This window comes from Rickettsia conorii str. Malish 7 (assembly GCF_000007025.1).
Taxonomy (GTDB): domain Bacteria; phylum Pseudomonadota; class Alphaproteobacteria; order Rickettsiales; family Rickettsiaceae; genus Rickettsia; species Rickettsia rickettsii.
Window position 1 is genome coordinate 291606 of sequence record NC_003103.1, and the last position, 24570, is coordinate 316175.

The following is a 24570-nucleotide window of genomic DNA, read 5'->3' on the forward strand; positions in this document are numbered from 1 at the left end:
ATGCAAGAAAAAGAATTATCTAATAATTTTTTAGAAGAACAAGAAAAGTCTAAGGAAGACGATTCTCCGTTCTTTGATGTAAAATATATTTGTCAAGCAAGTTTATTAATTACGGATTCTATCCGAAAAGGGTATGATGTAACGCAATTGCCCAATGGTGATATTAATGTTACAGAAGTAAGAATAGTAAATGTTCATTATAATTGGAACTCCGAAAAAGGAAAATTTGTTAAAACTAATCAGATAGAATTTAATAATAGCAAAGGTGGATGATTAAATCAAATACTGTATACTCGCTTAATTTGAAAAATTGGCTACGTCGTCGTCCTATAAGTACTGTGGTACTCACGTATTAAGTATACGTTATTACACTGGGAGTATATTGTTATTGTCACAAAGCTTATTATCTTAAAACAGCAGCTTAAATATGGAATTTGATCAAGGATTATTATCAAGGATTCAATTTGCTTTTACCATAAGTTTTCATATAATATTCCCTGCTTTTACTATAGGGCTTGCAAGCTTTTTAGCGGTAATTGAAGGGTTATGGTTGAAAACAAAAAAGCCGGTTTATCAAGAAATATACAAATTTTGGGTGAAGATTTTTGCCGTTACTTTCGGTATGGGAGTAGTTTCGGGTGTTGTAATGTCTTATCAATTCGGTACTAACTGGTCGAATTTTTCAGATAAGGTTGGAAATGTCCTTGGTCCGCTTCTCGGTTTTGAAGTATTTACTGCTTTTTTCCTCGAATCTTCTTTTTTAGGTATAATGTTATTCGGCTTTAATAAAGTCAGTAAAAAAGTACATTTTATTTCTACGTTAATAGTTGCCGTTGGTACTGTAATCTCAGCTTTTTGGATACTTGCAGCTAGTAGCTGGATGCATACGCCTGCTGGTTTTGAACTGCGAGGCGAAGGATTCTTTTATCCTTTAAATTGGCTAGAAATTATCTTTAACCCTTCTTTCCCATATCGCTTTTTCCATATGATTATGGCGGCTTATTTAACTACTTCTTTTGTTATCGGTGGTGTAGCTAGCTTTTATTTACTAAATAATCGTTATAAAGAGCATGCTAAAATTATGCTTTTTATGGCGGTGTTAATGGCGTTAATCGTTGCACCTATTCAAATAGTTATTGGTGATCTGCATGGTTTAAATACTCTTAAATATCAGCCGGTCAAGGTCTCGGCTATGGAAGGTATTTGGAATACAGACAAAGGAGCAGCTTTTAATCTTATCGGCTTTCCTGATGGGGAAGAAGAAAAAACAAAATATGCTGTAGAAATACCTTATGCTAGTAGTTTAATCTTAACGCATAGTTTAGATGGTGAAGTGAAAGGATTAAAAGAATGGACAAAAGAAGAGCGTCCGCCGGTTGCAGTAGTATTTTTTAGCTTTCGTATTATGGTAGGAATCGGTTGCTTAATGGTATTTATAGGTATTGTGGGGTTATATCTTTACTTGAAGAAAAGATTATATACTACGCATTGGTTTCAATATTGGTATATATTAATGTCACCTTCAGGTTTTATTGCAGTACTTGCCGGTTGGTTCGTAACCGAGGTAGGTAGACAACCTTATATAGTATATAATATTTTAAAAACCGTGGATACGGTATCACCGGTACTCGGCAAATATGTATTTATTTCTCTAATTGCTTTTATAGTAGTGTATGTGATCATTTTCGGAGCGGGTATATATTATATAATGCATTTGATAAAGAAAGGTATAGAAGTGATAGATAATAAAGAAATGTACGGAGAGAGTGGTTTGAATAACCCATTATTAGAAAAGTAATAAGCTTATGTTAAATTTTGCACCTTATATAGATTTACCGCTTGTTTGGGGTGGGCTTATAGCTACCGCTATTTGTTTATATGTTTTATTAGACGGTTTTGATTTAGGAGTAGGAATCTTATTTCCGTTTGCACCTACCGATGATTGCCGTCATAAAATGATCAATTCTATTGCTCCTTTTTGGGACGGTAACGAAACTTGGTTAGTACTTGGCGGCGGTGGTTTATTTGCGGCTTTCCCGTTGGCGTATTCGCTATTAATGCCGGCTTTATATATTCCTATTATATTGATGTTACTCGGTCTAATATTTCGTGGTGTAGCTTTTGAATTCCGTTTTAAGGCTCATATAGGTCATCGTTATATTTGGGACTACGCTTTTCATTTCGGTTCTATGATTACTGTTTTTTGTCAAGGTTTAATGCTTGGTACGTTTGTCCAAGGAATAGAGATAGAAGGACGAGAATTTGCAGGAGGGAGCTTTGATTTTCTTACTCCCTTTTCCGTTATGACGGGGATAGCATTAATATTCGGTTATGCACTCTTGGGTGCTACTTGGCTTATTCTGAAAACAGAAAAGACAACACAAGATTGGGCTTATAAATCTGCTTTATATATTTTATTTTACGTTGCACTTTTTATGGGGCTTGTAAGCTTATGGGTTCCTTTCTTAAATAACCACATAAATCATCGTTGGTTTAGTGTACCTAATCTTTACTATTTATCTATTGTACCTATTGTAACTGCTTTAATATTTATCAAGTTAATTAAAGCCGTTAAGCAGAAAAAAGAAGTAAAGCCGTTTATTTATACGATCTTGTTATTTTTATTAGGATATTTAGGGCTTGCGATAAGCATATGGCCATATATCGTTCCTTATAAAGTTACGCTTGAAACTGCTGCAGCAGCACCGGAGTCACAGTCTTTACTGTTGATAGGGGCTGGGATATTCCTACCTGTCATACTTGGCTACACATTCTATTGTTATTATATATTTCGTGGCAAATCATCTCATCATCCGATATATTAAAAAATTTAAAAAAATAACCTCTTGTCTCAAAGGGTGGCAATGGTTTATTATCCTATGGCTTAGCGGATTATTATCCACATTACTTTTAACTTATGTAGTTAAGCTGGTGTTTAGGGTGATAGTAGGAATATAACCTTGACAAAACGTACTGTTTATAGTACGTTATTAATATTAAGTCTCACTAACTATAAGGAAAAAATAATGGAAATATATAATACAAGCGAAGCAAGAAGTAAGCTTTATAAACTTATAGATTATGTTTCTGATGTACACAAACCTGTTTATATTAAAGGTAAAAGAAATAATGTAGTTATAATTTCAGAAGAAGATTATCGTAATATGGAAGAAACTTTATATTTATTATCTATTCCAAATATGCGTAAGTCTATAATTGAAGGACGAGCAGAGCCTATAGCGAAGTGTAGCGATAAATTAAATTGGTAATTTTTTATAAATGTATATAATTCGTTATACTATACAAGTACAAAAAGATGCTAAGAAAATAGTGCAAGCCGGTTTAAAGAATAAAGTAGAAGTTTTATTAAACATAGTTAGTACTGATCCTTGGAAAATTTACCCTCCATATGAAAAGCTCGTTGGTGACTTTAGCGGTTGCTATTCAAGAAGAATTAATATTCAACATAGGTTGGTTTATGAAGTTTATAAACAAGAAAAAGTTGTAAAAATTCTTAGAATGTATACGTATTATGAATAAGTCATTAACTGAAAAAATCTCAGCATTTATTATTACCAAAAATGAATCCACAAGGGTAGCACGAGCTATAAATAGCGTAAAAAATATTACTGATGAGGTGATAGTAGTCGATAGTGAAAGTACTGATGATACGGTAGCAATAGCTGAAAAATTAGGAGCAAAGGTAGTAATAAAACCGTGGCTTGGTTATGTAGGACAGAAATCTTTTGCCGAAAGCCTTTGCGTAAATGATTGGGTTCTTAATATTGATGCCGATGAGGAGTTGTCTAAAGAGTTACAAGACGAAATAGAGTATATTTTTGCCTCTCATAATCAAGATCGTTATTTAGCTTATCAAATAAAGCTGTTAATAATGCATCGTAATGATCAAAAGCCACGAATGTTTGCTCCATTTAATAAATGTACTCGGTTGTATAATAAAAAATTTGCAAGCTTTGCAAATACCGTAAATAGTACTACTCATGATTCGGTAATATTTAATAAAGATGTTGATTTTGCAGGTAAAATTTATCTATTAAATGAAGCTGCTTATCATTATTCTGGTACTTCAATTGAGCAGTTGGTCACTAAAGCAAATTTTTATTCTAACGAGCAAGCAAAAGATTTAGTTAAGCAAGGAAAAAAGCTTTCAAATTTTCGTTTAACAACAGAAATGATATGGTGGTTTTTTAAAGCGTTTTTTATCAGACGCTATTTTGTATTTGGTGTTGACGGTTTTGTAGATTCAATAATTTTTGCTTTTGCAAGATTTCTAAGGCTTACGAAGTTAAGAGAGTCATCGCTTAAATCAAAAAACGTCATTGCGAGCGACTATAAGGAGCGTGGCAATTTCATGAAGTAATATAAAATTCCTGAGATTGCCACGTCGATGCTATGCATCTCCGCGCAATGACGATTTAGAAAATAAAAGATAAATTATGAAAGAAAATTTTAATGTTAGTAAATTAAAAAACGGTTTGACAATTTTAACATATAATATGCCTTATGTTAATTCGGTAGCAATAAATTTAATTGCTAAAGTTGGAGCACGTTATGAGAATGCAGAAGAGGATGGCATATCTCACTTTCTTGAGCATATGGCTTTTAAAGGTACAAAAACTAGAACGGCAAAACAGATAGCGGAAGCGTTTGACGCTATAGGCGGACATTTTAATGCCTATACCGGTCATGAGAATACGGTATATTATGCACGAGTCTTGTCTGAAAATTGTGATAAAGCACTTAATATACTTGCCGATATAATTCAAAATTCTATTTTTTCTGATGAGGAAATAGCTAAGGAATATCAGGTGATCATGCAGGAAATTGCTCATCATCAGGATAATCCAGATGACCTAGTATATGAGAAATTTTATAATAAAGTTTATAGAGAACAACCGTTGGGTAAGTCAATCTTAGGTACTGCTAAAACCCTTGCAACTTTTACGAAAGAACATTTTTTTAATTTTATAGATAAATATTATAATGCTGCAAATCTCTATTTATCAATTGCCGGTAATATTGATCATGATAAAATAGTAATTATAGCGGAACAGTTATTTTCTTCTTTGAAGCAAGGAGTAAAAAGTAGCTTTATTCCGGCAAAATATATAGGCGGAAACGGCTTTATTAATAAGGAGTTAGAGCAAACTAGTTTAGTGCTAGGGTTTGAAGGTACATCATATATTAATTTAGAAAAGCTTTACCAAACCCATCTACTTTCTATAATATTCGGTGGCGGTATGTCATCGCGTTTATTTCAAAGTATTCGTGAGAAATTAGGTTTAGCATATGCAGTAGGTAGTTATAATAGTGCTTATTTTGATAGTGGAGTGTTTACAATTTATGCATCCACTGCACATGATAAATTAGAATTATTATATAAAGAGATTAAAAACGAAATAATAAAAATGACTGAACAAGTAAGCACAGAAGAGATTCTTAGAGCTAAAACACAACTACGTAGTAATTTACAAATGGCTCAAGAGAAAAATACCTATAAGTCAGAAGAAATAGGTAAAAATTATTCTGTTTTCGGTCAATATATTTCTCCTGAAGAGATTATGGAAATTATCATGAGCATAAAAGCTGATGATATTATTAATACGGCAAATAAAATATTTAGTGGTACTACTACGTCGGCAATTATCGGTCCGAATGATCTTCAGGGATTTTAATGATATGCTTGTGTGGATACCAGAGTCGTCATTGCGAGCGGCCGTAGGCTGCGTAGCAATCTCATGAAATAATAACAAGCTCCTGAGATTGCTTCGTCAATTACTGCGTAATTTTCTCGCAATGACGAGGAAAATGAATTTTGAGACAAATAAATGAAAAAAAAATTATATGAAGGTTCAAGTAAAATTTTATATTCTGCCGAAGAAGATTTTTTACTTATAATGGCTTTTTCCGATAAGGCTATTTTAGAAACAGGTGAGATTGTTGATATATCAGGTAAAGGAGTACTTAATAATAATATTTCTTCCTTTCTAATGGATAAACTGGAAATGATCGGCATTGAAAATCATTTTATCGAAAAAATAAATATGAGGGAGCAATTAATTCAATATGTTGAGGTTTTCCCGATACAAGTAATAATATCATCAGTAGCGTGCAGTAGATTTGTAAAAGAATTCGGAATTGATGAAGGGTATGTATTTGATAAACCTATTATTGATTTTAAGGTCCGAAGTCGTGAATTTAAATATCCGATAGTTAATGAGTATCAAATATTAAATTTCGGTTGGTTAACTAGGGATGAAATTAAAGCGGTAAAAGAGCAGGCTTTGCGTATATATGATTTTCTAAGCGGCTTATTTATTGGTGTCGGGATTCGGCTTGTTGAGTGTAAATTAGAATTTGGGCGTGTGTTTAACGGTGAAGAATCTATCATTATGTTAACTGATGAAATTAGTCCGGATAATTGTAGATTATGGCATATTAACAGTAATGAAAAATTGGGATTTGAATTGCTTGAAAAAGAACCAAATAAGGTTTTTGAATCATATCAGCTAATAGCTGATCGTTTAAAAGAAAAATAAATGTATTTTTTAAGCGATATATACTATTTTGGACTGTTTAAGGTTTTATTACAAAGTTTAGTTTTTCGTCATTGCGAGGAAAATTACGAAGTAATGGACGAAGCAATCTCAGGATATTTGATGAGATTGCCACGCAGCCTACTGCTGCTCGCAATGACGATTAGGTGTCTACACAGGAACAACATTTCTGATTTTTAATAATTTTTTACAGTAAAAAAGATGAAAATACGATTTATTATAATAAGCTTTATAGCTCTAATCCTAGTAGGGTGGGGATATGCTGCCTATAAATTTGAACATCAAAGTAAAGAAAATATTATCTCTATTCTTGATAAATATGAAAAATATATAACTTATGATGCAATAAAAGTTAATAAATATGGATTTAGTGTTACTTTAAATAAAGTAATGTTAAAACCTATAGATTTTTATTTTGATGAAATAGTTATTAGACATATACCGTTTTTGAATATTACAAAAATTGATTCTTACGGAAATAATGTAAAAATTACTACCGCTCAAGATGAAAAAAATATTTTTTACTCACCTGATCATCATACAACAATTTGGTTTAGAAAATCTTTGTTTAATAGAGAGCCTGATTATTGGACATTAAGCTTGAGTGACAATAAATCAACTCTTTATAGTTCTCTAGATGCAGAAAAATTAGCAGAGAGTGATATTAGTAATTCTGTAATTACTAATACTAAGACATCGGATAACCTTAATTTGTTAATTTTGGATGGAAAAAGTACTGTTTCTTTTATTTCTGAAAATTACAGAAGAAATTTATATGATAAAATTTTTGAATTTTTGAGAGATCAAATAGCTAATGACTCTGATACTGCTTTCTTTGAGTATGGTTTGACAAAGTTAGATATATTGAATTTACCTATTTCTTACAATTCCAAATTAAAACTAAAATATAGTGATGAGTTAGTAGCTCTTGGGAAATTATTAATTCAAAATGTTTCTCTAGATCAAAGGCAAGATGAGAATATGCATGCTGTTATTTTTATGCAGATGTTAGGAGAATTAGTAAAAGGTAAGCCGTTTTTAGTTGCTTGTGATATTGAAAGAAAAGGAAAAGTAGAAAGTAATTTATATAAATTAAATATAGAAAAAGATAAAATTTTTGATTTTGCTTTAAATATTAAATCTACTATAGAACCTTCTGAAACATACCAAAAAACGGCAGCTGAAGCTTTAGGAAGCTACTTTAGTAATGGTTTAAACAAAAGAGCTGAGTTAGATAAAATTTTTAAACTAACTAGCCCTATTACTCAAGAAGATGGGGAAAGAGTAATGGGTGTTTTTGCAAAAATAAATAATTCCGAATTTAATTTAAAAGGTCAGTTTGATCCTGAAGCAAAAAAATTATCCGGTAACACTAATCTTGTAATGGATGATTTTAATTTTGCTATTGATATTGATATGCCTACTATAGATAATCCTCTGAATCTAGAAAGCGTAATAAAATTATCGGATCCGAGTGTGGTTATAAATAATTTTGTGCATTATACTAATAATGCTATTGTACCGGTGCTTAATAAAATAAAAGATTCTAAGGAATTTGCTTTAAATCTAGGAAAACAATCTTCAGTAATAAAGCAATATGGCTTTAGGGCAATAGAAGTTTTTAGTAAAAATTCTGAATTAAAAGACGGTGAATCTTTAGTAGTGGATGTAAAAAGTAAAGACGCCGGACTAACCTTTAACGATAAAGCTATTGATCAGATCCTTAGTGATGCAAGAGTATTAGAATTTATAAATGCCATGGCTATGATAGATCAAGAAAGCAAGTAGTCTAAGTGTCATTCCTGCAAAAGCAGGAATGACATAAGAGCTACGAGATAAGGTCTACAAGTAAAAAATTTGAAGAAAAAATAAGTTATAAAAGAATGATTAATATTTCCTTTCCCGATGGGAGTATAAAACAATTTGCAAAAAACATTACCGCCTATGAAGTAGCAAATGCAATTTCAATGTCACTTGCTAAAGCAGCAATGGTTGCTGAAATAAACGGTGAGCTTCAAGACTTAAGTATCGTAATTGACAATGATTGCAAGCTTCGTATTTTAACTGCGCAAGATCCTGAATGTCTCGAGATAATAAGGCACGATGCGGCACATTTAACAGCAGAAGCAGTAAAGGAACTATTCCCTGAAACTCAGGTAACGATTGGTCCTGCAATTGAAAACGGTTATTATTACGATTTTGCTCGTGATAAACCTTTTACCACTGATGATTTAGCCGTTATAGAAGCTAAAATGCAAGAACTTTCACAAAAGAACGAGCAAGTAACAAGAGAGCTATGGGATAGGGATAAAGCCGTAGAGTTTTTTAAATCGATAGGAGAGCATTATAAAGCCGAAATTATTGCTTCAATTCCGGCAGGTGAGCCAATTACTTTATACAGGCAAGGTAATTTTATTGATCTATGCCGAGGTCCGCATGCTCCTTCTACAGGGGTTGTTAAGCATTTTAAGTTGATGAAAGTTGCAGGAGCGTATTGGCGAGGTGATAGTCGTAATGAGATGTTGCAGCGTATATACGGCACTGCTTGGGCCACGAAGGAGCAGCTAGATAGTTACCTCTTGATGCTTGAAGAAGCCGAAAAGCGTGATCATAGAAAGCTTGGGCGTGAGCTTGATTTATTCCACTTCCAAGAAGAAGCTCAAGGAATGGTATTTTGGCATGATAAAGGCTGGAGTATATATAATACCATTGAGCAGTATATTAGGAAAAAGATTCGTAAAAACGGTTATACCGAAGTTAAGACTCCTGTTTTGGTCGATAAAAGCCTTTGGGAGGCTTCAGGACATTGGGAAAAGTTTCGTGATGATATGTTTGCGTTAGAAACAGACGACAAGACATTAGCTTTGAAGCCGATGAACTGCCCTTGCCACGTGCAGATTTTCAAACAAGGTATCAAGAGTTATCGTGATTTACCTCTTCGTATGTCGGAGTTTGGTTTGTGCCATCGTAATGAGGCATCCGGTGCATTGCACGGTTTAATGAGAGTGCGGAGTTTAGTGCAAGACGATGCACATATATTTTGTGCTGCGGAACAAATTACCGATGAAACGGTTAGTTTTTGTAAATTACTGACTGAAGTTTATAAGGATTTCGGCTTTACTGATATAAAGGTAAAATTCTCTGATCGTCCTGAAATCAGAGCAGGGAGCAATGAAGTTTGGGATAAGGCTGAGAATGCTTTAAAAGAAGCAGTAGAACAAGCAGGGTTTAATTATACACTAAACCCGGGCGAGGGGGCATTTTACGGTCCGAAGCTTGAGTTTGTATTAACCGATGCGATAGGGCGGCAATGGCAATGCGGTACGCTTCAGATGGATTTTGTTTTGCCGGAGCGGTTAGACGCTAGCTATGTTGCAGCAAGCGGAGAGAAAAAAAGACCCGTAATGCTACATAGAGCGATCCTTGGCTCACTTGAGCGTTTTATTGGTATATTGATCGAAGAATATGCAGGTAGGTTTCCGCTTTGGCTTGCACCAGTGCAGGTTGCTATTGCAACTATTACCAGCGATTTGAACGATTACGCTTTGGAAGTGCAGAAAGCTTTAATTGATAACGGGGTAAGAACGGATTTTAATATTTCACCTGATAAAATTAACTATAAGATTCGTGAGTTTTCTAATCAAAAAATACCGATGATTGCAGTAATTGGTAAACAAGAGCAAGAAAATAAACAAGTAGCGATTAGAAGGCTCGGAACTACTGACCAAGAAGTATTATCGGTTGAGCAGTTAATAGCTGTGGTTAAAGAAGAGAATGAGAAATATTTGTAGATTTTAAATCTAAAGGATGATATAAGATAATAATACGTATCATAGGGATATGATATCCTAATTAGGAAAAAATCCTAAGGAGATTATGTGAGAACTATTATTAATATAGCTGATTCGCAAATTAAAATTCTAGATAAAATATCCAAGAAAAAAATATCAAGAGATAAAATTATTGGGCAAGCTTTAACTAGTTACATTGCTAGTAATGATCACAATAATAAGGCATTTGAAAACGCTTTTGGACTCTGGAAAGATAAAAATCTAGATAGTGTAGAATATCAGACTAAATTATGTAATGAGTGGAACAAATGAAAGCTACCTTTGATACTAATATATTAATAGATTATCTACAATAATGTCATTCCGTTGATCGCACATGGGTGACAACTTAAGGTTAGACCAAGATTTATAAATTTTACTTTTCAAATAAAGCTTTAAGGTACTGGATTCCCGCTTTTGCGGGAATGACATAAGAGTCATGCAACAAGGACACGCAGGTATGATATGAAACGGGCCATGTAATAAGGCCGCTTTTATCTAAGAATAACATACATTTCTCAACTTATGAAAATCAAAACTTATCCTGTTTCTTTTTTATGGTCTGTTATAAAGCCGTATAAATATTGGTATTTTGTTATGATGCTTGGGCCTATTGCAAGTGGCTTTCATCCTATTATATATAATTATGCCGTAAAGCTTTTGCTTGATTTATTTACCCAAAATGAAAAGATTATATTTGCTCGAAGTTATAAACCGATAATATGGTTTGTAGCAGCACAAGCTATACTTGATGGTGCTTGGCGTGCTCATAACTTTGCACAACTTAAAGCAATGCCTCATATCTTTCAAGGCATGATGCATAAAATATGTAATCACTGTTTTAATGTGCCGTATACTTATTTTCAAAATAACCTTTCCGGTTCTATCGTTGGAAGGTACGGGGCTAGGTGATAATTATTATAAAATGTACCAAGCAATCGAGTATCAATTAAGCAAACCGTTATTAATTACCTTGCTTTCCGGTGTTGCACTGGGTCTTACTAATATTAAAGTATTTGTTGTCATTAGTACCTTTATGGCTATTGACTTACCGCTTGCTTTACAGTTTTTTACTAAACTTGCTACAATGGAACAAGATAAGCAAGATTCTTGGTAGCTGATTGTATTATAAACATCTTTACTATTTTTTCGTTTGCAGCAAAGCAGCGAGAATTAAATAAAGTAAATGATTATTACCATAATGTACATAACCCTCTAATAAAAATATTACAAATATGATTTAATTATTTGTATAATACTCAGTTTAGTATATTGGGTATATAGGTGTATTTGTGTATGTAATTCATTTAACGTAATCTTGGTGAAATTAGTATCGGCGATATTGCTTTTATTATGTCCCTTACTTTTTTAGTTACTGAAAATTCGTGGCATGCCACTATGGAACTTAAAGACTTTTTAGAAGATATAGCAGCGTTTCGCTCCGCCTTTACAATCATGCAAATCCCACAAGATACTATAGATAAAAAATGCTGCTGCATTAAAAATCTTCAAAGGGGAAATTATATTTAAGGATATATCGTTTGCAAAGAGGGGAGTAGTGTATTCCAGTCTCTTAATTTGTATATTAAAGCCGGTGAGAAAGTGGGTATTGTCGGGAATTCAGGTAGCGGTAAATCCACTTTAATTGCATTATGATTGAAAAATTTTAAGCCGGAATTTGCGATATTATAATCGATAACCAAAGCCTTTACGATACTTCCTTTGACAGCCTGTGGGAGCAGATATCATTAATTCCTCAAGATATTATGCTTTTTCATCGCTCAGTAGGTAAGAATATCGGATATATGCAAAAGCTTTGCCTTGGGCAATAGAAAATGCCGCCAAAGCTGCAAATATCCATGAATTTATCGAAAGTTTACCGGAAAAATATAACACCATTGTCGGTGAGAGAGGAGTAAAGCTAAGTGGTGGACAGAGGCAACGTATAGCAATTGTCCGTGTTATTCTTAAAAACGCTCCGATTTTGGTTTTAGATGAAGCAACTTCAAGCCTTGATAGCCATACAGAGCAAGAAGTACAAAAATCTATTAATACCATGCTTGATATTGAGAATGTCACAATAATTGCTATAGCCCACAGATTATCTACTATCAAGCATATGGATAGAATTATTGTTATGGATAAAGGCAAGATCGTAGAAGACGGCACTTTTAAGGAACTCTGGGAGTATCAAGTTAACGGATTTGTTTAAACCGGCGTTATATTAAGAATATGTAAGGTATCTCTAGGCAACAAAAAGCTAACTATGAAGTTCATAACCTAATAAAAGGCATTTATTACATTTATAATCAAATATTTCAGGAAATGTTGTTTTTGAATTGCCAATCTTTTTTACAAGATGGACAATTTGAATAATTAGAACGTGCATAGGAGTTTCCTGATACCGGTGCTGCTATAGGATAAAAAACTTTCTTTTTTAAACATTTTTGTATTCGCTTACTCATTTTTCTTCCTTTTATAGAAATATCACTATCTAATTCTGCTAATTGTTTTTCCATTAAAGGTTCTAATGTTTATAGCTTGAAAGCCATAAGCTGTAAGCCGCCGCATAATCATTTTGCCAAGAAGTAATTGTTCCTCCGAGATATCGGTCTTTATCATTTATTGTATATAAAGGTAGATATCTCCCCTCATCTGTACGTAATATAAGTTGCTCTTCATAAGCTTTTGACTATGCAATAGGATATAAATAGAGAAATTTTGCATTTTCAATATTTTTTTCGATATCAATAGGTGTTTCACTAACATAGTCTGCTGTTATTTTATAACTAATTATTACGCCCAATTGCTCTAATTCATCTTTATCTTTCAATGCATGATAGCTTAAATGTGAAGCATGCAAAGCATCTTTATTAGGAATTACTGCATAAAAAACCAATTTATTTTTTGTAAGACTAAAAATTCTCCATTATTTAATATATTACCGTTTTGGTATAAAGAACCGATAAAACTACAAAGTAAATGCCAATAATAAGAATTGCTTACTTTTATTAAACGATATAGTAACAAGATATATATTAGACATAGTTTAAATAAAATTTACCTATTTAGCTAAGAATGCTGCCTTTTATAATCTAACTTAATTGGAGTTTACTCCTAAATAGTTATATTAGTATATAAGTAAAGGATAAAAAACATAATTGATTTTAAACATGCTTTAAAGAAAAGTATAAAATACTACTTTTCAAAGAAAAGAGTTATACCCCTAAGGCTTTTTTTCCTTTAGATTGTTCTTGTTCAACTGTTTGAGTATGAGACTTAACTTGAGGAATTGCAAGATCGACTACATGTTCATATCTAACGCCATTTTCAAATAAAACTTGACCGCATTTATTCACTTGAATAACATCTTCTTTAGAGAATTTATTTAAAATAACTTCCGTGATATTATAAAGGAATTTCCAAGATAGTTCTATTCTTTCTTGTAATGTCAGCTTTTGATTTTCTGGTTTTTGACTATTAAGGGCCACATTTGGCGAATCATCAATATTACCTCTTTCAGCAGGTAATATATTTTTTTTACGTGCTGCTATTTTCTTATACATTAAAAATATTAATAATAATGCTAATAAGCAACCTATGGCAATTAAAATATGAGTATTAGAATTAGACACTATTTTGCTCTTCCTTGTTGTTGAGTTAAGTTGTGTGTTTTAGAAAGTATAGTAACCACTGCTTTACCTATATTAACTAAGTTAGCTATATCAGGAGTGAGCTTTGCAATTGCTAAGACCGGAGGCGGTAATAAGTTAGTTTTTATTATGAGACTTATAACATTTCCGAGTTCTTGACTTCCTGGTGTTACTCCTACTATTTTTTTATGTTGCTTGCAATTTTCGTAGCTTTTTCTGCTGCTTTACATAAGGATTCTATCTTTTCGCTACAAGAAGCTTCCGGATGTAATACTTTTAATAATTCTGTTTTAGCTTCATTTAGATTACCAGCAATAGTATTCTTTACAGAGTTTAATTTGTCAATATTTGTATCTTGTGGAATTGCACTTTCAATATTACTTTTTAGTTCTGTTATTTTTTCTTCTACTTCATCTTTGCTTTTTGGTATAGCTTTAGTAGCTTTTACAATATTCTCTAGTGAAGCTTGGTTATTAGGGTTTTTATTTGCTATTTCAATAATTTTTCGAGTCGGTTCTTTTGATATTTCTGAAATTGTAGCAACTTTTTTGGCTTTTTCATAGATGTTTTCAAGCTTCTCATGAGATGTAGCTTCTTCCCTTATTTCTTTTATATCATTATGCAATTTTGTTATTTTTGGCAATAATTTTTTCAGAGTCAATAAGATTATTTACTTTTTCAAGTATTCCTCTTGTTTGTATAAATATTCCAAGCATCGGTATTTGAGTCGATATAACCCCGACTAATATATTGTCTAATGATTCTATAATTTTTTTAGAAGCTCCAGGATAGAATTTATCTCATTCTTGCTGAAATAAAATGTGTTCTAAAACATTTAAACATTTTTCTACAATAATCCTGTCAAATAAAAATATATCTTTTGTTTTTTAACTGTTCTTGATATGCTTTCTCAAGCGCTTCAGATAAAGTAGTTATAGATTCTTGGATTGTCCTATTAAAAAGTTTTTCTATTTTCCATCGATATTTTCAGTGTGAGATAATTCATTAAAGAATTTTGTAAAATATAAAATAAGATCTTCTAAATCTTTTACATTCATTTTCAAAGATTTGGTAAAACCTTTTAATTTTATTAAAAATCTTTGTTATTCTTTATTTAATCCGCTGAAACTAGAAAAATCAATTATAGACATAAAATTTTATTTTGTTATCAAATATTAATTAATCTTAAAGCTTTATAACCGTAAAATAAAATGTAAAATAGTTATCATTGCCCTTGATATTAATTTTTGTTATATTACGTGCTAACAGTGCTACAATAGATTTATATTGTTTTATTAGGATATAAGGTATATTCTTGAAAGATTAAACTAAACTAATCTAACTAACATATTATCAATGATTCAAGAAATTTATGCGTAAATTAATTACATTTATTGTTACATTATTACTAACTAGTTCGGTTGCAGCAGTTGATTTGCAGGGAGCTTTAACTGAAGGATATAAGAATAATGAGGAGCTGAAAGCTGCTAGAATTAAGTTTTTAGACTCGATGGAGCAGTTTCCGCGAGCTTTTTCAGGGTTTATGCCTAGTGCCGGATTACAGATTAATAGACAACATAATAAGACTAAATATAATAAAAAATATGCTGATAGGCTTGGTCTTACTCCAAGGGACACAGATAGTGATCAAGGTGCATTAACAATTCAACAGTCTCTATTTAATGGTGGTTCTAGCGTTGCGGCTCTTAAAGCTGCTCAAGCAGGATTTAGAGCTGCACGGGGTGCATATTATGCCGGTGAACAAAAAATATTATTAAATTTAATAACTGCGTATCTTGATTGTTTTGAGAGCAAAGCGAAATATGATATTTCCGAAAGTAGAGTTCGCACTAACATACAACAAGTTAACACCGTTGAGGAAAAATTAAGACTTGGAGAAGCAACGGAAGTAGATATAGCAACCGCAAGAGCGGGGCTTGCAGCAGCAGAAACGAATAAACTAGCTGCTTATGCCGATTTTCAAGGAAAAAAAGCAAATTTTATTAGAGTATTTGGAATAGAGCCGACTAATATAACTATGCCTGAGTTACCTAAAATGTTACCTGCTTCATTAGATGAGTTAACTAGAAGAGCTGCTAAACTCAATCCTGATATTGATTCGGCAAGGCATAATGTAACTGCGGCTAAAGCTTTAGAAATGGCAGAAAAAGGGAAATTATTACCGCAAGTAAGTGTGCAACTGCAATCTGGTAGAACATACTACAATCCACAAGGTGATATAAATGCTATAAATAATAGAAGCTATACTACTACTCTTTCGGTAAATATCCCTATTTATCCTGAGGGCGGAGCTCAATATTCAAGAATCAGATCGGCTAAAAATCAAACAAGAAATAGTGCAGTTCAGCTTGATAATGTGATAAAGCAGACCCAAGCAGGGGTTGTAAGCGTGTGGGAGGGATTTGAAGCAGCAAAATCTCGTATTGTTGCCGCTAATCAAGGAGTGGATGCTGCTCAAATATCATATGACGGTACTGTGCAAGAGGAAATAGTCGGATCTAAAACAATATTAGATGTTTTAACTGCCGAAGAAAAATTATACGAAGCAAAAATAACTCGTGTGGATGCGTATAAATCTTCAGTACTTGCGGCATATCAAATGAAATTGTTAACCGGCGAGCTAACGGCTCAAAGTTTAAAACTTAAAGTAAAATATTTTAGTCCTGAAGAAGAGTTTAAGACTATTAAAAAGAAAATGTTTATAGGTTTCTAACGTGAGTAAGGACAATAAAAAGAACCAAGATATGTCGATAGAAGACATATTAAAATCGATTAAAGGAGTAATAAACGAGCGTAAAAATCCTATTCATGAAAATGATAGCGAAGATGAAGATGTATTAGAGCTAACGGAAATAGTAAATCAAGATGAAGAAGAAAAGTTAATATCAACTAAATCTGCTGAAGAGGTAGGTGATATTTTTAAAAATTTTACCGATACTATTAAAGATAAAAAGCTGGATAATAATATCTCATCTAAAAATGCACTTGAAGAATTAGTAATTGAGATGTTAAAACCAGAACTTAAAGCTTGGCTTGATAAAAATCTACCTGTACTTGTTAAAGAGTTAGTAGAGATTGAGATAAAGAAATTGGTGCAGAATAGTAAGAGGTAGGGCAGTGAATGTCATTGCTAGCTAAAAGCGGGGGAGGTGTATGGCTTGTTTATGTCATTCCCGCGGACGCGGGAATCCAGCAATTAAAAGGTATATACACAGTAAGTTTTAATATTAAAAGCTCGATTTATCTCGCTTTACCCTGGATTCCTGCTTTCGCAGGAATGACATCGAACAATCTCCTGCTATCAAATAAATTATTTAATAAGGCATTATATGTTAAATAACTTATGTAAGATATTATTTTTTATAAATCTATTATTAGTGATAGTTCAAAGTTATGCTTCACCTCCGCCCTTACCGCCATCATTACCGGCTGCCGCAGTAGATACTAAAGATAAGGATGTTCGCTCTAGTGCCGATATTTCTTTTTTTGATAAATTTAAGCAATTTTTTAGTAAACCAAAAAAGAAAGATATACCCCCTAAACAAGCAAGTGAACAAACTAAAGCAGCCCATCAAGAAGAACCAAAGCTAGCTTCCCAAGAGCCTAATGACAATGAACAAGCTGAGCCGTTTATAGATGTCGGTAATACAGCATTGCCTAGTGCTACAAGTGATAACGTTCATACAAATCCCAGTCATGAAAGTAGTGTAAATTTAGCTTCTCATGACATTCAGGAATCTAATGAAGCCGAGGCATCTGAACCTTTTATAGATATTGGTAGTGCAACGTTACCTAGTGTTACAAGTAATGAAATGCATGAAGCACAAGTTGCTTCTAATGAGCATAATGATACAAATTTAGCTTCTAATATTATAATTCCTAACGTACCGAGACCGATAGTATCTATGCCTCCGGCTCAAGCAGAAAGTTATGTAGTGCCTCCGCAGCGACCGGTGCAAATATATAAACCAACCAATTTGCCGCCTGTGCATAAGCCTATTCCGCTTAATCCCCCTCCTGATGCTAATAAAGAGGAAGAAAGCGCAGCACTGCCCTCTATAACTAATATACCTGCTGTTTCTCCGCCTGTGGTTAGCCCGCCGGTAACCCAAGATAATACATCAAGTACTATGCCGACAACAGTACCTCCGGCAGTACCTCGTAATGTACCTGCACCTTCGGTAATGCCTATAAATCAACCTTCTACACAGCCTATAACACCGACTAGCCCAAATACACCCGTTACTACTCCGTCTAAAGTAATTCCTACAACCGATTCTTCAGCAGAACTCAATAACTCGCAAGAGACATTTGTAGCTGTTTCAGATGTCCCAAAAAAACAAGATTGGAATACGCCGCTTATACCCGTTGTTGTAGTGAAGCTGAATCAACTTCAGCCTTTACAAATTAATAATAATCAAACTACAAATAATCAAGAGAAATCACCTCCGGTAAGCTCTCCAAATGTCACGATTCAAAAACAAGATAATAACGTAAATAATGAAACATCGGAGTTGGTAACAAAATTTGTTAAAGATGAAACACAAATGTTATTTTTACCTGATGATGATATAGTTCTTGGTAAACTAACAGAGCAGGCGACTTTAGAGCAGATGGATATGTATGCATATATAGAGCTGTTCCAAAAGAAAGCAGAATGGATAGCAAGTGCCGAAAGAAGAAAAGTTGTAGAGAGTTTTATTAAATATGGTAATGATATAAATAAAAAGAAAGATATTTATGCCAATCTATCTTATTGTAGTGCGGTAGAGAATGCTTTTAGAGCAGTGGATAGAAACAATCTTTTTGGGTTGCGTGCGTTACTTGACGTTTATCCTATATTGCAAGAAAAAGGTAGAAGCGGTGAGACATTACTAACTGCTGCTATTTATAACGATAATTACTATTTAGCAAAATTTTTGGTCATACGAGGTATTAAAATTTCTACTCTAAATGATGAGTGCCAATATCCATTAGATATTGCATTAGCTCAAGGAAACGCTAACATAGCTTGTATGTTAATCAAAGCTAAGGGATATTGATAAGATTATTTTTATCGTCATTGCAAGCGACTGTAAGGAGCGTGGCAATCTCATAAAATAGTATAAAATCCTGAGATTGCTTCGTCAAAACTTACAGTTTTGCCTCGCAATTACGTAGAATTTTCAAACAATTTCTTTAAAGCTTAATTGCTTTTCTATGTTAAATAGTTTAATTTAGGAGAGAAAATAATTAATTAAATCTCTAATATATGAGCGATTTATTCAGCTTTAACAAAGAAAAGAAAAATAAGCTAGTCGATAATAACTATAGTGCAAAAGATATTGAAGTATTAGAGGGGCTTGAGCCTGTTCGTAAAAGACCGGGGATGTATATCGGGGGTACTGATTCAAATGCTATGCATCATTTAGTATCTGAGGTGCTGGATAATGCTATGGATGAAGCAGTTGCCGGCTTTGCAAGTATCATCACGATAACAATGCATCATGATCATAGTATTACTATATTTGATAACGGTCGCGGTATCCCTATTGATAATCATCCTAAATTTCCTGACAAATCAGCTTTAGAAGTAATTTTAACTACTCTTCATTCAGGAGGTAAATTCTCAAATAATGTTTATCATACTGCAGGCGGATTGCATGGTGTTGGAATATCGGTAGTAAATGCTTTATCTAAACATTTAGAAATAAAGGTTTATAAACAAGGTAAATTATATAGCCAAAGTTATTCTAAAGGAGAAAAATTAACTGATTTAATATGTGAAGAAGCATCTAAAAGGCTAAGAGGTACATCAATAAATTTCACTCCCGATCCGGAAATTTTTAGTGAAAAATTACATTTTAATCCTAAAAAGATTTATGAGCTTGCAAGGTCAAAAGCTTATTTATATCGCGGTGTTACTATAGAATGGGCATGTGAAGTAGAAGTACAGTCAGATATACCTAAAAAGGCATTAATAAGTTTCCCGAACGGTTTAAAAGATTATTTAAGTTCAAAAATAACTTTAGATAATTTAGTTATTCCGGGAATTTTTGCAGGTAATATAGAGTCTAAGTCGGACAGGATAAAACTTGAATGGGCGATTTGTTGGCAAAATAACGATAGCTCGGCATTTGTTCAATCATATTGTAATACTGTTCCGACTCCTCAAGGAGGAACACATGAGCAAGGACTTAAGTCGGCTATTTTACGTGGGCTTAAAGCATATGGTGAAATGATAGGGAATAAAAAAGCTGCTAATCTAACTATTGAGGATATTTTAGAAACCGCAAGTGTCGTACTTTCTATTTTTATAGCTGAGCCGTCTTTTCAAGGACAAACTAAGGAAAAATTAGTATCAAACGGTGTAAGTAAACCGGTCGAGAATATAATAAAAGATCATTTTGACCATTTTCTTAGTAGCGATAAAGCTTTAGCTACTAATTTACTTGAGCATGTAATTAGCATTGCTGAGTTTAGAATCAGTAAGAAAAACGAAAAAAATATTTCCCGTAAAAATGCCACTCAAAAATTACGTTTACCCGGTAAACTTGCCGATTGCACACGCACTTCACCTGAAGGGACGGAATTATTTATTGTAGAAGGTGATTCGGCAGGAGGCTCTGCAAAACAAGCACGTAATAGAGAAACGCAAGCAGTATTACCGCTATGGGGTAAAGTTCTAAATGTTGCGAGTTCTACGCTTGAGAAAATCGTTAATAATCAAGCAATACAAGATTTAGAAATAGCTCTTGCCTGCGGTAGTTTAAAGAATTATAAAAAAGAAAATCTGCGTTACGAAAAAATAATTATTATGACTGATGCAGATGTTGACGGTGCTCATATAGCTTCGTTATTAATGACTTTCTTTTTTTTACGAATGCCGAAATTGGTAGAAGAGGGGCATTTATATCTAGCTAAGCCTCCGCTTTATCGTTTAACGCAGTCTAATAAAACTTATTATGCAGGCGATGAAGAGGAAAAAGCTAAGTTAATGGATAAATTATTAAAAGCTAGTAAAGCTAAAATTGAAGTAGGTAGGTTTAAAGGTCTCGGTGAAATGATGCCTGCACAATTAAAGGAAACTACTATGCATCCGGAAAAAAGATCGCTTTTAAAGGTAACTTTAGCAGATTTTCAAAATGTTGATAAAATAGTAGATGATTTAATGGGTAAAAAGCCGGAAAAAAGATTTCAATTTATTTATGAACAGGCTTTAGTTAAAATGGATAAAATTATTAGTGAGCTAGATATTTAATCGTTATTGCGAGGAGCCGTAGGCGACGCGGCAATCTCGTCAAATATCCTAAGATTACTTCGTAATTTTCCTCGCAATGACGCTTTGCTTAAAAAACACACATATTTGGAGTATTATGTTATTACGTTTAATTATAACACTATTTTTTATTATAAATTCTATTTGTGCATTTGCAGAAGGAGAAAAAGAAACTGAAAATAAAATATCAAATCAGGAAGCTTATAAGCAATTTCAAGACGTATTTGAACGTATCGAAAAGGCTTATGTACAGGTACCCGATAGGCAAAAAATGATAGATGAAGCAATTAACGGTATGTTAAACTCACTTGATCCCCATTCAAGCTATTATACCGATGAGGATTTAGAAGATATTGTTACTTTTACAAAAGGTGAATTCGGCGGAATCGGTGTTGAAATAATGTATGATAGCGGAGCAATTAAGATAATATCGCCTATTGACGATTTGCCGGCTTTTAAAGCAGGGCTTAAAGGTGGGGATTATATAGTAGGCGTGAATGACGAGTTAGTCTCTACGCTTGGTCCTAATAAAGCTATAAAAGAGATGCGTGGTACGCCTGGTACTAAGGTTAAATTGTTGATAATTAAGGAAGAAGAGGCAAAACCGCAAGAGCTAGAGCTTACTCGCGAAATAGTAAAAATCAAGCCGATAAAAGCACATTTAGAAAAAAATAATATTGCATATATACGTATAACTACTTTTAATGAGTCAACAATTTCTGAGCTGAAGGCAGCAGTAAAGAAGTTAAAAACTGAGAGTAAAGATGACCTTAAAGGTATAATTCTAGATTTACGTAATAATGCCGGAGGTATACTCGATCAAGCTATTGCTGTTAGTGATTATTTTATTGATTCCGGTGTAATTGTAACAACAAAAGGTAGAACTACATCAAGTAATAGCGAAATTAAAGCAAATGAGTTTTCGTTAAAAGCTCCCAAAGTACCTATGATAGTTTTAATAAACGGTAATTCTGCCTCTGCCTCGGAAATAGTGGCCGGAGCTTTGCAAGATCATAAAAGAGCAATAATACTTGGCACTAAGTCTTTCGGTAAAGGATCAGTTCAGGCTTTAACGCAAATCAATTCTAGGGCTGCCGTAAAACTGACTATATCTAAATATTACACCCCAAGCGGTCGTTCTATTCAAGCAGAAGGAATAGAGCCTGATATTTTAATTGAGCCGGCGAAAGTTGAGTATCCAGAAGTGAAAAAAATAGATAAGCGTTTTTCTGAGAGTTCTTTAAAAAATTATTTGAAGAATGATAATGAAAAAAACAAAGATAATGCATCTAAAAACAAAGATAGCCAAAAAGAAACAAAAGCCAAAAATAATAAACAAGAAGAGAATGAATTATCGGAATTATACAAAAAAGATTATCAATTTGCTCGTGCTTATGATGTAATTACAGGGTTGATTATTAATAAGAAGCTGGAAACAAAAGAGAGAGTTAAACAAGAAGATAAGTAGAGAGGATAATATCATTCTCGGTTTTGCTGCATGGATAGATTCTTCGTCATAAGCTACGGAAAAACTGTAAGTTTTGTACGTACGCGATCTCAGGAACCCTGGTTTATGAGATTGCCACGCTCCTTTTAGTCACTTGCAATGACGATTTGGTATGCGAGCAAGCCTTCCGCAGGGATGACATCAGTTGAGTTAAAAATAACTACTAGGTCTTATAATGAACCATAATAAGTATATAGTAAGATTGTCATTCATTATATTGTTTCTTAATATTGTCATAAATATGATGTTTTATCGTTATTTTATGATAAAAGAAATGATAGTAAAACAAGTGGCTTTGGAACATACTAAAATTGTAGAACTTTACACTGATAATATTTGGAATACTCATCAGAACGTAATCAGTAAATTACGCAAATTCGATTATTTAAAACTATTACAAGATCAAGATTTTATTAATTTTGCAAAGGTTACCACTCAATGGTTCACCAATCTTAATATTAATATTTCTCTCTACGATCTCAAAGGTAATAAATTCATCACTAGTAATATGTTACATATGTATAGTGTAGACAATTATAAAGATGATAGTTTGGTTGAGATAGTTACCGCAAAAATCGATAAATTTTTTTTAAAATCCTTTACTTCAAAAGCTCCGCTTCGAGATGCTTTTGAAGGTATTACAAGTCATATATTATTACCAAGGGTAGTAATAGAAAATGAAAGTGATTTAACAGTGGAAGAGGCTTCTTTTGTTACTAGCTATATCCCTGTTATAAATAATAATTTAGATTTTCCCGTAGATGCAGTATTTGAGATTAACACTAATATTACCAGCCAGTGGCAAAATATAACCTCTCTTGAGCAAAAGGTTTTTATAACTTTTATCATTATTTTTATAATATTCTGCACTATAATTATTAGTAATACTAACTATGCTAGACAAATCATTGAGGAGCAGCTTGAAATAAATAGAAATTTAAAAGCTCAAATAGTAAAAGTAGAAAAAACCAGCTCTTCAAATACAAAGTTTTTTACTAATATTAGTCATGAATTGCGTACACCGCTTAATGCTATAATAGGCTTTTCGGAAATTCTTATGTCGGAAAGAGATGCAGAAAAAAGTAAAAATTATATTAAAGATATAAATGATGCCGGTAAGCATTTGCTTAGTATGATTAATGATATTTTAGATCTTTCTAAAGCTTCTGCCGATAAATTAAAAGTAGATAGTATAGATCTTGATTTAAATAAATTAATTCGTTCTTCGCTGATACTTGTTAAGACTCGTGCCGATCAAGCCGAAGTGGCTTTAATTAGTAGATTACCGAAAGAGCATGTGGTTATAAAGGCTGATCCAAAAAGGCTAAAACAAGTATTCTTAAATCTTTTATCAAATGCTGTGAAATTTACGAATTCCGGAGGAAGTGTTACTATTGCACTTGAAAAAGATGAGTTAGCAAAATTAGTATATATAAAAGTTATAGATACCGGTATCGGTATTGAGGAAAAAGATATCCCAAAAACTTTATCGGCGTTCGGTCAAATTGATAGTGAGCTTAGTAGAAAATATGAAGGTACCGGTCTTGGGTTGCCGCTTACTAAAAAGCTGGTTGAACTTATGAACGGTAAATTTGATTTGCAAAGTAAGATAAATGAAGGTACCACCATAACAATAACGTTTACATATGACTGTAGTATTGAAATATAAAAAATTGTGTGGAATATTAAAAAAATTTCGGTATTATAAAAAAATTATAAATTT

At 32.9% G+C, this 24570-nt stretch carries 26 protein-coding genes; 22 read left to right on the forward strand and 4 right to left on the reverse strand.

Annotated features, from left to right (window positions below):
• From RC_RS01465 to RC_RS01530, 15 genes are all read left to right on the forward strand, one after another.
• Positions 1-273: a DUF2671 domain-containing protein gene (locus RC_RS01465; RefSeq protein WP_010976947.1), complete on the forward strand. Its 273-nt coding sequence runs from the start codon at positions 1-3 to the stop codon at positions 271-273.
• 154 nt (positions 274-427) lie between these two features.
• Positions 428-1798, forward strand: coding sequence for a cytochrome ubiquinol oxidase subunit I (locus RC_RS01470; protein WP_010976948.1), 1371 nt, complete (start codon positions 428-430; stop codon positions 1796-1798).
• 7 nt (positions 1799-1805) lie between these two features.
• Positions 1806-2825, forward strand: coding sequence for a cytochrome d ubiquinol oxidase subunit II (gene cydB, locus RC_RS01475; protein ID WP_010976949.1), 1020 nt, complete (start codon positions 1806-1808; stop codon positions 2823-2825).
• Positions 2826-3026: 201 nt separating this feature from the next.
• Positions 3027-3269 carry a type II toxin-antitoxin system Phd/YefM family antitoxin gene (locus tag RC_RS01480; protein ID WP_016830662.1) on the forward strand — a complete coding sequence of 81 codons (243 nt, stop codon included), beginning with the start codon at positions 3027-3029 and terminating at the stop codon, positions 3267-3269.
• A 10-nt stretch (positions 3270-3279) separates the two neighbouring features.
• Positions 3280-3540 (forward strand): Txe/YoeB family addiction module toxin, encoded by a 261-nt coding sequence (locus RC_RS01485; RefSeq protein WP_010976951.1) that lies wholly within the window; start codon positions 3280-3282, stop codon positions 3538-3540.
• A complete protein-coding gene (locus RC_RS01490; RefSeq protein WP_010976952.1) occupies positions 3533-4381 on the forward strand; it encodes a glycosyltransferase family 2 protein in 849 nt (282 codons plus the stop codon). The genes RC_RS01485 and RC_RS01490 overlap by 8 nt, the downstream gene beginning before the upstream one ends.
• Before the next feature lie 76 nt (positions 4382-4457).
• Positions 4458-5696, forward strand: coding sequence for a M16 family metallopeptidase (locus tag RC_RS01495; RefSeq protein WP_010976953.1), 1239 nt, complete (start codon positions 4458-4460; stop codon positions 5694-5696).
• Between the two features lie 153 nt (positions 5697-5849).
• Complete coding sequence (locus RC_RS01500; RefSeq protein WP_004996420.1) at positions 5850-6560, forward strand: phosphoribosylaminoimidazolesuccinocarboxamide synthase; 711 nt, start codon at positions 5850-5852, stop codon at positions 6558-6560.
• A gap of 219 nt (positions 6561-6779) precedes the next feature.
• Positions 6780-8366 carry a hypothetical protein gene (locus RC_RS01505; RefSeq protein WP_010976954.1) on the forward strand — a complete coding sequence of 529 codons (1587 nt, stop codon included), beginning with the start codon at positions 6780-6782 and terminating at the stop codon, positions 8364-8366.
• A 95-nt stretch (positions 8367-8461) separates the two neighbouring features.
• Entirely contained in the window at positions 8462-10369 is a 1908-nt protein-coding gene (gene thrS / locus RC_RS01510) for a threonine--tRNA ligase (protein ID WP_010976955.1), read from the forward strand.
• Positions 10370-10456: 87 nt separating this feature from the next.
• The gene (locus tag RC_RS01515) at positions 10457-10681 is read left to right on the forward strand and encodes a hypothetical protein (protein WP_010976956.1); all 225 of its coding nucleotides are present in this window, start codon (positions 10457-10459) and stop codon (positions 10679-10681) included.
• Between the two features lie 252 nt (positions 10682-10933).
• Positions 10934-11320, forward strand: coding sequence for an ABC transporter ATP-binding protein (locus tag RC_RS10095; protein ID WP_010976957.1), 387 nt, complete (start codon positions 10934-10936; stop codon positions 11318-11320).
• Between the two features lie 13 nt (positions 11321-11333).
• Positions 11334-11525 (forward strand): hypothetical protein, encoded by a 192-nt coding sequence (locus tag RC_RS10100; protein WP_016830664.1) that lies wholly within the window; start codon positions 11334-11336, stop codon positions 11523-11525.
• A 485-nt stretch (positions 11526-12010) separates the two neighbouring features.
• Entirely contained in the window at positions 12011-12064 is a 54-nt protein-coding gene (locus RC_RS10105) for a hypothetical protein (protein WP_233417461.1), read from the forward strand.
• A 160-nt stretch (positions 12065-12224) separates the two neighbouring features.
• On the forward strand, positions 12225-12620 hold the full coding sequence (locus RC_RS01530; protein ID WP_010976960.1) for an ATP-binding cassette domain-containing protein: 396 nt from the start codon (positions 12225-12227) through the stop codon (positions 12618-12620).
• Positions 12621-12726: 106 nt separating this feature from the next.
• Here the strand turns inward: RC_RS01530 and RC_RS10110 are convergent, their stop codons facing one another.
• The 4 genes from RC_RS10110 to RC_RS01550 all read right to left on the reverse strand — a co-directional run bounded on the left by RC_RS10110 (position 12727) and on the right by RC_RS01550 (position 14722).
• A complete protein-coding gene (locus RC_RS10110) occupies positions 12727-12927 on the reverse strand; it encodes a DUF2310 family Zn-ribbon-containing protein (RefSeq protein WP_010976961.1) in 201 nt (66 codons plus the stop codon).
• 173 nt (positions 12928-13100) lie between these two features.
• Positions 13101-13307, reverse strand: a complete 207-nt coding sequence (locus RC_RS10115) for a hypothetical protein (RefSeq protein ID WP_010976962.1) — start codon at positions 13305-13307, stop codon at positions 13101-13103.
• 319 nt (positions 13308-13626) lie between these two features.
• A complete protein-coding gene (locus tag RC_RS01545; RefSeq protein WP_010976963.1) occupies positions 13627-14043 on the reverse strand; it encodes a DUF2660 domain-containing protein in 417 nt (138 codons plus the stop codon).
• Between the two features lie 196 nt (positions 14044-14239).
• Complete coding sequence (locus RC_RS01550; RefSeq protein ID WP_010976964.1) at positions 14240-14722, reverse strand: hypothetical protein; 483 nt, start codon at positions 14720-14722, stop codon at positions 14240-14242.
• A 711-nt stretch (positions 14723-15433) separates the two neighbouring features.
• On the opposite strand from RC_RS01550, the gene RC_RS01555 reads away from it, so the two are divergent.
• The 7 genes from RC_RS01555 to RC_RS01585 all read left to right on the forward strand — a co-directional run bounded on the left by RC_RS01555 (position 15434) and on the right by RC_RS01585 (position 24516).
• Positions 15434-16795, forward strand: a complete 1362-nt coding sequence (locus RC_RS01555) for a TolC family protein (RefSeq protein WP_010976965.1) — start codon at positions 15434-15436, stop codon at positions 16793-16795.
• 1 nt (position 16796) lies between these two features.
• A complete protein-coding gene (locus RC_RS01560) occupies positions 16797-17195 on the forward strand; it encodes a DUF2497 domain-containing protein (RefSeq protein WP_010976966.1) in 399 nt (132 codons plus the stop codon).
• 8 nt (positions 17196-17203) lie between these two features.
• Positions 17204-17422 (forward strand): hypothetical protein, encoded by a 219-nt coding sequence (locus RC_RS10120; RefSeq protein ID WP_016830671.1) that lies wholly within the window; start codon positions 17204-17206, stop codon positions 17420-17422.
• Positions 17412-19124 carry an ankyrin repeat domain-containing protein gene (locus tag RC_RS01570; RefSeq protein WP_010976967.1) on the forward strand — a complete coding sequence of 571 codons (1713 nt, stop codon included), beginning with the start codon at positions 17412-17414 and terminating at the stop codon, positions 19122-19124. The genes RC_RS10120 and RC_RS01570 overlap by 11 nt, the downstream gene beginning before the upstream one ends.
• Positions 19125-19333: 209 nt before the next feature.
• Positions 19334-21322 carry a DNA topoisomerase IV subunit B gene (gene parE / locus RC_RS01575; protein WP_010976968.1) on the forward strand — a complete coding sequence of 663 codons (1989 nt, stop codon included), beginning with the start codon at positions 19334-19336 and terminating at the stop codon, positions 21320-21322.
• A gap of 115 nt (positions 21323-21437) precedes the next feature.
• On the forward strand, positions 21438-22808 hold the full coding sequence (locus RC_RS01580; protein ID WP_041471709.1) for a S41 family peptidase: 1371 nt from the start codon (positions 21438-21440) through the stop codon (positions 22806-22808).
• Between the two features lie 214 nt (positions 22809-23022).
• The gene (locus tag RC_RS01585) at positions 23023-24516 is read left to right on the forward strand and encodes a sensor histidine kinase (RefSeq protein WP_010976970.1); all 1494 of its coding nucleotides are present in this window, start codon (positions 23023-23025) and stop codon (positions 24514-24516) included.
• Positions 24517-24570 lie beyond the last annotated feature (54 nt).

Coding starts and splice junctions, on each gene's coding strand:
- RC_RS01500 (WP_004996420.1), top strand. CDS start 5,850: ATGAAAAAAAAATTATATGAAGGTTCAAGTAAAATTTTATATTCTGCC.
- RC_RS01465 (WP_010976947.1), top strand. CDS start 1: ATGCAAGAAAAAGAATTATCTAATAATTTTTTAGAAGAACAAGAAAAG.
- RC_RS01485 (WP_010976951.1), top strand. CDS start 3,280: ATGTATATAATTCGTTATACTATACAAGTACAAAAAGATGCTAAGAAA.
- RC_RS01555 (WP_010976965.1), top strand. CDS start 15,434: ATGCGTAAATTAATTACATTTATTGTTACATTATTACTAACTAGTTCG.
- thrS (WP_010976955.1), top strand. CDS start 8,462: ATGATTAATATTTCCTTTCCCGATGGGAGTATAAAACAATTTGCAAAA.
- RC_RS01580 (WP_041471709.1), top strand. CDS start 21,438: ATGTTATTACGTTTAATTATAACACTATTTTTTATTATAAATTCTATT.
- RC_RS01585 (WP_010976970.1), top strand. CDS start 23,023: ATGAACCATAATAAGTATATAGTAAGATTGTCATTCATTATATTGTTT.
- RC_RS01495 (WP_010976953.1), top strand. CDS start 4,458: ATGAAAGAAAATTTTAATGTTAGTAAATTAAAAAACGGTTTGACAATT.
- RC_RS01505 (WP_010976954.1), top strand. CDS start 6,780: ATGAAAATACGATTTATTATAATAAGCTTTATAGCTCTAATCCTAGTA.
- cydB (WP_010976949.1), top strand. CDS start 1,806: ATGTTAAATTTTGCACCTTATATAGATTTACCGCTTGTTTGGGGTGGG.
- RC_RS01480 (WP_016830662.1), top strand. CDS start 3,027: ATGGAAATATATAATACAAGCGAAGCAAGAAGTAAGCTTTATAAACTT.
- parE (WP_010976968.1), top strand. CDS start 19,334: ATGAGCGATTTATTCAGCTTTAACAAAGAAAAGAAAAATAAGCTAGTC.
- RC_RS10095 (WP_010976957.1), top strand. CDS start 10,934: ATGAAAATCAAAACTTATCCTGTTTCTTTTTTATGGTCTGTTATAAAG.
- RC_RS01570 (WP_010976967.1), top strand. CDS start 17,412: ATGTTAAATAACTTATGTAAGATATTATTTTTTATAAATCTATTATTA.
- RC_RS10100 (WP_016830664.1), top strand. CDS start 11,334: ATGTACCAAGCAATCGAGTATCAATTAAGCAAACCGTTATTAATTACC.
- RC_RS10120 (WP_016830671.1), top strand. CDS start 17,204: ATGTCATTGCTAGCTAAAAGCGGGGGAGGTGTATGGCTTGTTTATGTC.
- RC_RS10110 (WP_010976961.1), bottom strand. CDS start 12,927: ATGGAAAAACAATTAGCAGAATTAGATAGTGATATTTCTATAAAAGGA.
- RC_RS01490 (WP_010976952.1), top strand. CDS start 3,533: ATGAATAAGTCATTAACTGAAAAAATCTCAGCATTTATTATTACCAAA.
- RC_RS01470 (WP_010976948.1), top strand. CDS start 428: ATGGAATTTGATCAAGGATTATTATCAAGGATTCAATTTGCTTTTACC.